This is a genomic window from Aeromonas sp. EU05-FHT14A05 (genome assembly GCF_058791175.1).
Genome location: NZ_JBYTDH010000003.1, coordinates 262,472 through 273,575, shown reverse-complemented (window position 1 = coordinate 273,575; position 11,104 = coordinate 262,472). Strand labels below are relative to the sequence as shown.

The window sequence follows — 11,104 nt, the reverse complement described above, 5'->3', positions numbered from 1 at the left end:
GCCAGAATGGGCGGCACCGCATACACCAGGCTGACCGGGCCGAACACCCGATCGCTCACATAGACCGCGAAGCCGGTCATGATCCCCATCAGCATCCGGGCCCCCATGCTCACCGAGCGCAGCGGGCCGAAGATGAAGGAGGAGGCGAGCAAGATCATGGCCACCACAGAGAGCGGCGACAGCAGCTTGCGCCACATCTCCAGCTTGTAGCGCCCGGCATCCTGCTTGTTGGCATCCAGATAGCCGATGTAGTCTCGCAGTCCCGAGATGGGCAGGTTCTCGGGATCTATGCTCACCACCCCCAGCTGCTTGGGGGTCAGCTCGGACTGCCACGCCATCTCGGCATGTTTCTCGTCCAGGATCTGCTTGGGATCGTCGAAACGGGTGATGTGCACCTGCTTGAGCAGCCAGTGATGCTGCTCGAACACCCCTTCCTGCGCCTGGACCACGTCGATCAGGTTGCGGGACGGGGTGAAACGATACAGGGTGATGCCGGTCAGGGCGCCGTCGTTGCGCACTCCGTTGATGTTGACGAAGTTGTTGCCATCCCGCGCCCAGACCCCGTAGGCCGAGACGGTGAGTCGCCCTTCCGACATGGCACCCGCCTTGATGTCATCCGCCATCCGCTTGGCGGCCGGGGCTACGTACTCGCCCATCAGGCCCACCAGCAGCATCAGGGGGATAGCCGTCTTGAGCGCCGCCATGACGATGCTGATCTTGGAGCGGCCCGCCGCCTGCATCACCACCAGCTCCGAGCTGGTGGCCAGCTGGCCGAGACCGATGAGGCCACCCAGCAAGGCGGCCAGCGGGAAGAAGAGCACCGCCTCCTTGGGCATGGAGAGCAGCACGAAATAGAGGGCATTGAGCATGTCGTAGTTGCCCTCCCCCACGGCTTTCAACTGCTCCACATACTTGATGAGCGCCGCCAGCCCGACCAGGGTCAGTTCGCACAGCAGGATCGACATGAAGATGACCCTGCCGATATATCTATCGAGAATGCCAAACATCAGCCGAGACCCCTATCTTGTCGCTTCATGCTGATTTCTCCTGCAATACGGTGCACCGGATCGGCATCAAAAATGACCCGACTGTCATGTCTATCGAGAATGCCAAACATCAGCAGAGACTCCCAGGTTGCAGCATCATGCTGACTTGCCTTTGACAAAGTGACTCTTGACCCCGTTCCACCAGCTGGTGCCCTGCAGGTTGAGCGGCAGCCCGATCAGCAGCAGATAGACCAGGGGCACCAGGAACATGCCGGGCCAGTGGGGCAGACGCCCGCTGTCGATGGCCGACCGGGCGGCGCTGAGCAGCAGGAAATAGGAGAGATAGAGCAGTATGGCCGGCAGCAGCTTGGCGTAACGCCCCTGGCGCGGGTTGACCCGGGCCAGCGGCACCACCAGGAAGGTGAGCACCAGGATGGAGAGGGGCAGCGACAAGCGCCACTGCAACTCGGCCATCAGCTGGTTGCTCTGGGTACCGAGCAGCTCCAGGGTCGGCTTGGCCGCCGCCTTGCGGTTGGATCGCTCCATCTCCTGCTGACGGATCACCAGGCTGTATTCGCTGAACTCGGAGACCTGGAACTGCTTGCCGGTGAACTGGCCCTCGTAGCGGGAGCCATCCTTCAGGGTCAGCCACTGCAAGCCGTTGCTGTCGGCCGTCACCTGCCCCTCGTTGGCCACCACCACGGAAGGGGGCGAGCCCCCTTCGGCCCGCTGCAGCACGAAGATCTTCTGCAACTCCGAGCCCTTGTCGTTCAGATCCTGGATGTAGGCCACCAGACGCCCCTTGTCGAGCTCCATGAAACGACCCGCCTGCAGGAAGGAGATACCGGGATCGGCCTTGAACTCGTCGATCACCTGGTACTCGCGCTCCTTGGCTTGGGGGGCTATCCAGCCGGTGTTGAAGGCCGCCACGGCGGCCGTCAGCAGGGCCAGCAGCAGGGCGCTGCCCATCACGAAGCGGTGGCTGAAGCCCACCGCATGCATCACCGTCATCTCGCTTTCCGCATACAAACGACCGTGAGCAAACAGAATGGCTAAAAACAGACTGATAGGTAGCATCAACAGGGCCATATTCGGCAGGTTGAGCAGCAAGAGGGTGGAAACCAGGCGCGTCGGCACCTCGCCATCGGCGGCATCGCCAATGATCTGGATAAATTGCTGGCTGACGAAGATAAGCAGCAGTACGAACAGCACCGCCAGCTGGGTTTTCAGGGTCTCCCTGAACAAATATCGGAAAACGATCACAGTCATTCCCAAGTAAACTTGTGTTTTTAGTCGAATGCCTGAAAAATAGGGCCCTATATTGGATTTTTACCAGTTTGAACTGCGGAGCCTGTGGCTGTTCGCTCCGCCTCTGATACCCCAACAAGCACCGCATTATTCAATAAATGGTGCCTTTTGTCTTTAGGATGTAGGAGATTCCATGGAGTTCAGTGTAAAGAGTGGCAGTCCTGAGAAGCAACGCAGCGCCTGCGTCGTGGTCGGCGTATTTGAGCCTCGCCGCCTCTCTCCGGTTGCCGAACAGCTGGACAAGATCAGCGACGGCTACCTCAGCTCGCTGCTGCGCCGCGGCGATCTGGAAGGCAAACCAGGCCAGATGCTGTTGCTGCATCAAGTACCGGGCGTGCTCAGCGAGCGCGTGCTGCTGGTCGGTTGCGGCAAGGAGCGGGAACTCGACGAACGCCAGTACAAGCAGATCATCAACAAGACCATCACCACCCTGAACGAGACCGGGTCCATGGAGGCTGTCTGCTTCCTGACCGAGCTGCACGTCAAGGGCCGGGATACCTACTGGAAGGTGCGTCAGGCGGTGGAAACCACCAAGGCGGGCCTCTACAGCTTCGATCAGTTCAAGACCAACAAGGCCGAGCCACGCCGCCCGTTGCGCAAGCTGGTCTTCAACGTGCCGACCCGTCGGGAACTGACCATAGGCGAGCGCGCCATCACCCACGGCCTGGCCGTGGCCAAAGGGGTGCGCATCTGCCGCGATGTGGCGAACATGCCGCCCAACGTCTGCAATCCGGCCTACCTCGCCTCCCAGGCCCGCCGTCTGGCGGATGCCTATGACAACATCACCACCAAGGTGATCGGCGAGCAGGAGATGGCCGAACTCGGCATGAACTCCTATCTGGCGGTGGCCCGCGGCTCCGAGAACGAAGCCATGATGGCCATCATCGAATACAAGGGCAACGCCGACGCCAAGCCCATAGTGCTGGTGGGCAAGGGGCTGACCTTCGACTCCGGCGGCATCTCCATCAAGCCGGCGGACGGCATGGACGAGATGAAGTACGACATGGGCGGCGCCGCCTCCGTGCTCGGCACCATGCATGCCCTGGCCCAGTTGCAGCTACCCATCAACGTCATAGGCGTGCTGGCGGGCTGCGAGAACATGCCGGGTGGCAACGCCTATCGCCCGGGTGACATCCTCACCACCATGTCCGGCCAGACCGTCGAGGTGCTCAACACCGACGCCGAGGGTCGCCTGGTGCTGTGCGATGCCCTCACCTATGTGGACCGCTACGATCCCGAGACCGTGATCGACGTGGCGACCCTGACCGGCGCCTGTATCATCGCCCTGGGTCACCACACCTCGGGTCTGCTGGCGAACCACAACCCCCTGGCCCACGAGCTGCTCAACGCCTCCGAGCAGGCCGGTGACCGCGCCTGGCGCCTGCCCCTGTTCGACGAGTATCAGGAGCAGCTGGAGAGCCCGTTTGCGGACATGGCCAACATCGGCGGTCGTCCGGCCGGCACCATCACGGCCGCCGCCTTCCTGTCGCGCTTCACCAAGAAGTACAACTGGGCCCACCTGGATATCGCAGGAACCGCCTGGAAGAGCGGCAAGGATAAAGGCTCCACCGGTCGCCCGGTGCCGCTGCTCACCCAGTTCCTGCTCAATCGAGCCGGCGTGGCGGACGTCGAAGACAAGGAGTAACTCCTCTCTTCGGATGCCCGCATCAGGGGAGTGGTACCACAAGGAAGAGGCTCGCCTCTTCCTTGTTTCATTGAGAGAATCCGGGAAGACCGTGCCTGGCACGGCGCCCCGCAGACGGCCAATCGCTGTCCGTCACAGCCAAACGGGACCAACCTGATGAGCCAAGTGACCTTTTACCTGATGAGTGAGCCGGACGACGCTCAGGCGTCTGCGGTCGAGCGCCTCGCCTGCCAACTGGCAGCCGATGGCTGGAGTGCCGGCCACCTCTATCTGTTTTGCAACGACGAGGCCCAGGCCCTGCGCCTGGACGAACTGCTGTGGCAACTGCCACCGGATCGTTTCGTGCCGCACCAGTTGCAGGGGGAGAGCGGCCAGGCCCCGGTGGAGATAGGCCATCAGCCACCGAAGCGGCGCTATGCCCGCCTCATCAACCTGGCCGAGCAGACACCTTTGTTTGCAGGACACTTCGCTCAAGTGGTAGATTTTGTCCCCACTGACGAAACGCAAAAGCAGCAAGCCCGCGAGCGCTACAAGCACTATCGCCAGGCGGGCCACACCCTCGAGATGAGGGATCAGCCCGTCCTTGCCGCACCGGATCCGGCGCAGCCCTGACTGCGCCACCTTCGATCCACGACGACCCAACACCAGACTCCATCCATCCAGAATACGGCGAGACCATGGAAAAGACTTTTAATCACAACGCCATCGAACAGGCGCTCTATCAGCACTGGGAAGCCCAGGGTTACTTCAAGCCCCACGGCGACACCAGCAAAGACTCCTTCTGCATCATGATCCCGCCGCCGAACGTCACCGGCAGCCTGCACATGGGTCACGCCTTCCAGCAGACCCTGATGGACACCCTGATCCGCTACAACCGCATGCAGGGCAAGAACACCCTGTGGCAGGCGGGTACCGACCACGCCGGTATCGCCACCCAGATGGTGGTTGAGCGCAAGATCGCCGCCGAAGAGGGCAAGACCCGTCACGACTACGGCCGTGATGCCTTCATCGACAAGATCTGGCAGTGGAAGGAAGAGTCCGGTGGCACCATCACCCGCCAGATGCGCCGCCTCGGCGACTCCGTGGATTGGGAGCGCGAGCGCTTCACCATGGATGAGGGCCTCTCGAGCGCCGTCCAGGAAGTGTTCGTGCGTCTCTACGAAGATGGCCTGATGTACCGCGGCAAGCGTCTGGTGAACTGGGATCCCAAGCTCAACACCGCCATCTCCGATCTGGAAGTGGAAAACCGCGAGATCAAGGGCCACATGTGGCACCTGCGCTATCCGCTGGCCAACGGCGCCAAGACCGCCGAGGGCAAGGATCACCTGATCGTCGCCACCACCCGTCCGGAGACCATGCTGGGCGATACCGCCGTGGCCGTGAACCCGGAAGACCCGCGCTACAAGGCGCTGATCGGCCAGCACATACTGCTGCCGCTGGTGAACCGCCTGATCCCCATCGTCGCCGACGAACACGCCGACATGGAGAAGGGCACCGGCTGCGTGAAGATCACCCCGGCCCACGACTTCAACGACAACGAAGTGGGCAAGCGCCACAACCTGCCGATGATCAACATCTTCACCCTGGACGCCCACGTGCGCGCCGAGGCCGAAGTGGTCGACACCAACGGCAACCCCAGCACCGCCTATGACGCCGCCCTGCCGAGCGAGTTCGCCGGCATGGAGCGCTTCGCCGCCCGCAAGGCCATCGTCGCCAAGCTGGACGAGCTGGGCCTCTTGGCCGAAATCAAGGACCACGTGCTGCAGCAGCCCTACGGCGATCGTGGCGGCGTGCCCATCGAGCCCATGCTGACCGACCAGTGGTACGTGCGCGTGGCACCCATGGCCAAGACCGCCATCGAAGCGGTGGAAGATGGCCGCATCCAGTTCGTGCCGAAACAGTACGAAAACATGTACTTCTCCTGGATGCGCGACATTCAGGACTGGTGCGTCTCCCGTCAGCTGTGGTGGGGCCACCGCATCCCGGCCTGGTATGACGACGCCGGCAACGTCTACGTGGGCCGTGACGAGGCGGAAGTGCGTGCCAAGCACAGCATCCCGTCCGTGACCGTACTGCGTCAGGACGAAGACGTGCTCGACACCTGGTTCAGCTCCGCCCTGTGGACCTTCTCCACCCTGGGCTGGCCGAACAACACAGAGGCGCTCAAGACCTTCCACCCGACCGACGTGCTGATGAGCGGCTTCGACATCATCTTCTTCTGGATTGCCCGGATGATCATGATGACCATGCACTTCATCAAGGACGAAAACGGCCAGCCGCAAGTCCCGTTCAAGACCGTCTACATCACCGGCCTTATCCGTGACGAAGAAGGTCAGAAGATGTCCAAGTCCAAGGGCAACGTGCTGGACCCCCTCGACATGATCGACGGCATCTCCCTGGAAGATCTGCTGGAGAAGCGCACCGGCAACATGATGCAGCCGCAGATGGCCGAGAAGATCGGCAAGCGTACCGCCAAGCAGTTCCCGGAAGGGATCGAGGCCCACGGTACCGACGCCCTGCGCTTCACCCTGGCGGCGCTGGCCTCTACAGGTCGTGACATCAACTGGGACATGAAGCGCCTGGATGGCTACAACAACTTCTGCAACAAGCTGTGGAACGCCTCCCGCTATGTGCTGATGAACACCGAGGATCAGGATTGCGGCCTGCACGGCGGCGAGATGCAGTTCAGCCTGGCGGATCGCTGGATCCAGTCCCAGCTGCAGCTGGCCATCCGTGACTTCCGTACCGCGCTCGATACCTACCGCTTCGATATCGCGGCCGGTGTGCTGTACGAATTTATCTGGAACCAGTTCTGCGACTGGTATCTGGAGCTGACCAAGCCGGTGCTGGGCAAGGGCTCGGACGCCGAGCAGCGCGCCACCCGTCACACGCTGGTGACCGTGCTGGAAACCCTGCTGCGTCTGGCGCATCCCATCATCCCCTTCATCACCGAGACCATCTGGAAGTCGGTGGCCCCGCTGACCGGTGTCAACGCCGACACCATCATGCTGCAGGCCTTCCCGGAGTTCGACGCCGCCAAGGTGGACGAAGCCGCCATGGCGGATCAGGAGTGGGTGAAGGAGTTCATCGTCAGCATCCGCAACATCCGCGCCGAGATGAACGTGGCCCCGAGCGTCGCCCTCAACGTGCTGCTCAAGTGCGATGCCAAGGATAGCCAGCGTGCCGGTGACAACGAGGCCTTCCTCAAGTCCCTGGCCCGTCTGGAGTCCATCCGCGTGCTTGGCGAAGGTGAAGTCGCCCCCCTGTCGGTGAAGAAGCTGATCGGTGCCACCGAGCTGATGATCCCCATGGCGGGCCTCATCGACAAAGAGGCCGAACTGGCCCGTCTGGCCAAAGAGGTCGCCAGGCTGGTCGGCGAGTGCGGTCGCATCGAAGGCAAGCTCGGCAACGAGGCCTTCGTCGCCAAGGCGCCGGAAGCCGTCATCGCCAAGGAGCGCGAGAAGCTGGAAGATTACCGTCTCCAGCTGACCAAGCTGGAAGCCCAGCAGGCCGAGATCGCCGCCCTCTAAGTGCCCCTCCCGAGCCCAAAAAGCCCCCGTCTATCGGGGGCTTTTCATTTTCCGCCCCGGATGGCAAGGCCGCTTGTATCGTGCAGCAGCCAGCATGACGACGCCGCCGTGCGGGGCTCACGCCCCCTTGCAGCGGGAGAAATTGAAAAATTCACGGGCCAAATCACCTCCTTTCACAAGCGCTGCGCCCGCAAATTCATTACACTGCCAGCGATCTTTTCTACCGGGAGTGCTGCTGCAGTATGGAAATATTGATCCTGCTTGGATTGATTTTGCTCAATGGCGTCTTCGCCATGTCGGAAATCGCCATCGTCACCGCACGCAAGGCCCGTCTCAGCAAGATGGCCAGCGAGGGAAGCCGCTCTGCCGCCATCGCCCTCAAGCTGGGGGAGAATCCGACCCATTTCCTCTCCGCCGTCCAGATCGGCATCACCAGCATAGGCCTGCTCAACGGCATCTATGGCGAGTCCCTGCTGGCCCAGCCCTTCGCACAGTGGTTGCAGGAGTGGGGCCTCTCTCCCAAGAGCAGCAGCCTGATCGCCACCGTGATCGTCGTGGTGCTGGTGACCTACCTCTCCATCGTGGTGGGGGAACTGGTGCCCAAGCGCCTCGGTCAGCTCAATGCCGAGCGCATCGCCTGCCTGGTGGCCCGCCCCATGCTCTGGCTGGCGACCCTGACCCGCCCCTTCGTCTGGCTGCTCTCCGCCTCCACCAACGCCAGCCTGCGCCTGCTGCGGGTCGATCAGAACAACAGCAACAACGTCACCCAGGAGGAGATCCACGCCATGCTGGTGGAAGGCTCCGAGGCCGGGATCATCGAGGATCACGAGCACACCATGTTGCGGAACGTGTTCCGCCTCGACGAACGCAGCCTCTCCTCCCTGATGGTGCCCCGCAGCGACATCCGCTATCTGGATCTCTCCCTGCCGCTCGAGACCAACCTGCAGCGCCTGGTGGAGTATCGCCACAGCTTCTTCCCGGTCTGTGACGGCAGCCTCTCTGATCTGGTGGGCATCCTCAACGTCAGCAAGGTGCTGCACGCCTACATCAAGGGGGAACCCATCGATCTGGCGGCCCTGACCCAGGACGGCAGCCTGTTGCCGGAGACCCTCAACGGCCTGGAGTTGCTCAACCACTTCCGCGCCCACGCCGAGCACATGGTGCTGGTGGTGGATGAATACGGCGAGCTGCAGGGGCTGGTCACCCAGCAGGATCTGCTGGAGACCCTGGCGGGCGACTTCCAGCAGGAAGACGGGGAGGACAACTGGGCCTTCCAGCGTGCCGATGGCAGCTGGCTGCTCGACGGCCTGATCCCGCTGCCGGAATTGAAGGACTGTCTGGAACTGGTTCGCCTGCCGGAAGAAGAAAAACATCACTATCACACCCTCGGAGGGCTTATCATGCTGCTCCTTGGCCGCCTTCCCCAGACCGGAGACCTGGTCACCCTGGAACAGTGGCAACTGGAAATCGTGGATATGGACGGCCTGCGCATCGACAAGGTGCTTGCCATGCCCTTGACCGACCAACCCAGCTAACCTGCGGAGTTTGCATGTATGGAGCAGTTTTACCACCTGGCTCACGCCTTCATTAATCAGGATCTGGCGACCCTGTCCGACCCCAAGATGGTCTTCATGGTCTACATAGTCCTGCTGACCTTCCTGGTGCTGGAAAATGGCTTCATCCCGACCGCCTTCCTGCCCGGTGACACCCTGCTGATCCTGACCGGCGTGCTCATCTATCAAGGGGTGCTGCCGCTCGCCGTCATCCCGCTGCTGATCCTGGCGACCTTCGTCGGCACCTGGCTCGGCTACATGCAGGGGCGCTTCCTCGGCCACACCCAGATGTACCACAGGCTGATGTCCCACCTGGATGAGAAGCACAAGGAGAAGGTGCACTACCTGCTCAACAAGTACGGCATCATCACCCTGATCACCGCCCGCTACATCGCCTTCGTGCGCACCGCCTACCCCTACATAGTCGGCGCCAACGAGATACCCCAGGGCCGCTTCCTGGTGGTCAACCTCATCAGCTCCATCATGTGGATCTGCCCTCTGGTCGGGCTGGGTTACTACCTGAGCCACACCAAGCTGGCCGCGCAGTATGAGTCCCAGTTCCTCAGCATCATCCTCTGCCTGCCGCTGGTGCTGCTGGTCGGCGGCTTGATAGCGCTGGTCTGGCGCTGGCTGAGCAAACGCAAGGTCCACGTCTCCAGGGACTGAGAGAAATCACAGGGGTCGCCGAGAGGCGGCCCTTTTTTATGGAAATAGTGGCGAATTCCGCCCTCCCGCTCTTGTAAAGCGAGGGCAAAAATGAGTGAATCTAGCGCCTTTTTTCGCTGTGGATGGAGTCGGTTGTATGGGGTGTCGGATTCGCGCAATCGCGCTGGTATGTGGATTGATGGGACTGCTCGGATCGCAGGCAGCCCTGGCGGCGCCCAACCCGGCCAAGCTGCAACTGAAATCGGGCAGTGCCCTGGTGATGGACATCAACACGGGCAAGACCCTCTACCAGAAGAACCCTGCCCAGGTGCGCCCCATCGCCTCCCTCACCAAGCTGATGACGGCCCTGGTGGTGCTGGATGCCCGCCAGAACCTCAATCAGACCCTGACCATAGATCAGAACGACAGGGACAACCTCAAGCACACCTACTCCCGGGTGCGCATGGGCACCAAGGTGAGCCGCCGTGACGCCCTGCACCTGGCGCTGATGTCTTCCGAGAATCGCATGGCCTCTGCCCTCGCCCGCCACTATCCGGGTGGCCGCTCGGCCTTCATTCGCGCCATGAACAACAAGGCCAGACAGCTTGGCATGCGCAACAGCCGTTTCTACGACTCCACCGGCCTGTCGACCCGCAACGTCTCCACCGCCCGGGATCTGGCCAGGCTCATCGCCGCCGCCTATCGCCAGCCGCTGATCCGCCAGTTCACCCAGGACACCAACAAGGAGATGCGCTTCAGCACCCCCGCCTACAGCCTGATGTTCAACAACACCAATCCCCTGGTGAAGAACCCGGACTGGGACGTGCGCCTCTCCAAGACCGGCTACACCGACGAGGCGGGGCGCTGCCTGCTGATGCGTGCCAAGCCGGACCGTCAGGAGCTCGCCATAGTGCTGCTCAACTCAGTGGGCAAACGCACCCCCATCGGCGATGCCAACCGCATTCGCAAGTGGCTGAAAAGCTGAGTGAACCACTCAAACAAAAAGGATGCCTCGGCATCCTTTTTATTTGCCCGCCAAAGGCTGCTGTCGGCCGCCAGGGCGCGCAACGTCCAGAGCCTGGGTTCATGCCGCCCTCGTGGTACCAGTGGGCACAGAGCGTGCCTGCAGCAGCGCCTATGAGCAGCAGGAGACAGCATGGGGCTGGGATGACAAGACGCGAGTGGCAGGGTCTGATCCGGATAGGGGGGAAGATAGGACGAAGACAGGGAGTGATGTGGCGAGAACGACAAGGGTCGTTCAATGCGGCGGCACATCGATCGCCATCAGGGCAGCAGAGCCCCACGACCGGGGAAATGGCGCCCATAAAAAAACAGCCCCGACTGACGTCGAGGCTGTCTGTATGGTGCGCCCGAGAGGATTCGAACCTCTGACCACCTGGTTCGTAGCCAGGTACTCTATCCAGCTGAGCTACGGGC

General features: G+C 62.0%; 8 protein-coding genes. 6 read left to right on the top strand and 2 right to left on the bottom strand.

Annotated features, from left to right (window positions below):
* Together lptG and lptF are read right to left on the bottom strand one after the other, a co-directional pair.
* Window positions 1–1,007 (bottom strand): LPS export ABC transporter permease LptG (gene lptG / locus AC3WR3_RS06525; RefSeq protein WP_492291479.1); only part of this gene is annotated, 1,007 nt, incomplete at its 3' end.
* Between the two features lie 135 nt (window positions 1,008–1,142).
* Complete coding sequence (gene lptF / locus AC3WR3_RS06520) at window positions 1,143–2,255, bottom strand: LPS export ABC transporter permease LptF (protein WP_162519280.1); 1,113 nt, start codon at window positions 2,253–2,255, stop codon at window positions 1,143–1,145.
* Window positions 2,256–2,427: 172 nt separating this feature from the next.
* Here lptF and pepA point away from each other — a divergent pair, with 172 nt between their 5' ends.
* The 6 genes from pepA to pbpG all read left to right on the top strand — a co-directional run bounded on the left by pepA (window position 2,428) and on the right by pbpG (window position 10,652).
* Window positions 2,428–3,939 carry a leucyl aminopeptidase gene (pepA, locus tag AC3WR3_RS06515; RefSeq protein ID WP_041206455.1) on the top strand — a complete coding sequence of 504 codons (1,512 nt, stop codon included), beginning with the start codon at window positions 2,428–2,430 and terminating at the stop codon, window positions 3,937–3,939.
* A 156-nt stretch (window positions 3,940–4,095) separates the two neighbouring features.
* Window positions 4,096–4,551, top strand: a complete 456-nt coding sequence (locus AC3WR3_RS06510; protein WP_025325629.1) for a DNA polymerase III subunit chi — start codon at window positions 4,096–4,098, stop codon at window positions 4,549–4,551.
* Between the two features lie 65 nt (window positions 4,552–4,616).
* Entirely contained in the window at window positions 4,617–7,469 is a 2,853-nt protein-coding gene (locus AC3WR3_RS06505; protein WP_492291478.1) for a valine--tRNA ligase, read from the top strand.
* A 242-nt stretch (window positions 7,470–7,711) separates the two neighbouring features.
* Window positions 7,712–9,004 (top strand): hemolysin family protein, encoded by a 1,293-nt coding sequence (locus AC3WR3_RS06500; protein ID WP_319912224.1) that lies wholly within the window; start codon window positions 7,712–7,714, stop codon window positions 9,002–9,004.
* 18 nt (window positions 9,005–9,022) lie between these two features.
* On the top strand, window positions 9,023–9,688 hold the full coding sequence (locus AC3WR3_RS06495) for a DedA family protein (RefSeq protein WP_025325626.1): 666 nt from the start codon (window positions 9,023–9,025) through the stop codon (window positions 9,686–9,688).
* A 136-nt stretch (window positions 9,689–9,824) separates the two neighbouring features.
* Complete coding sequence (gene pbpG, locus AC3WR3_RS06490) at window positions 9,825–10,652, top strand: D-alanyl-D-alanine endopeptidase (protein ID WP_139438681.1); 828 nt, start codon at window positions 9,825–9,827, stop codon at window positions 10,650–10,652.
* Window positions 10,653–11,104: the final 452 nt, after the last annotated feature.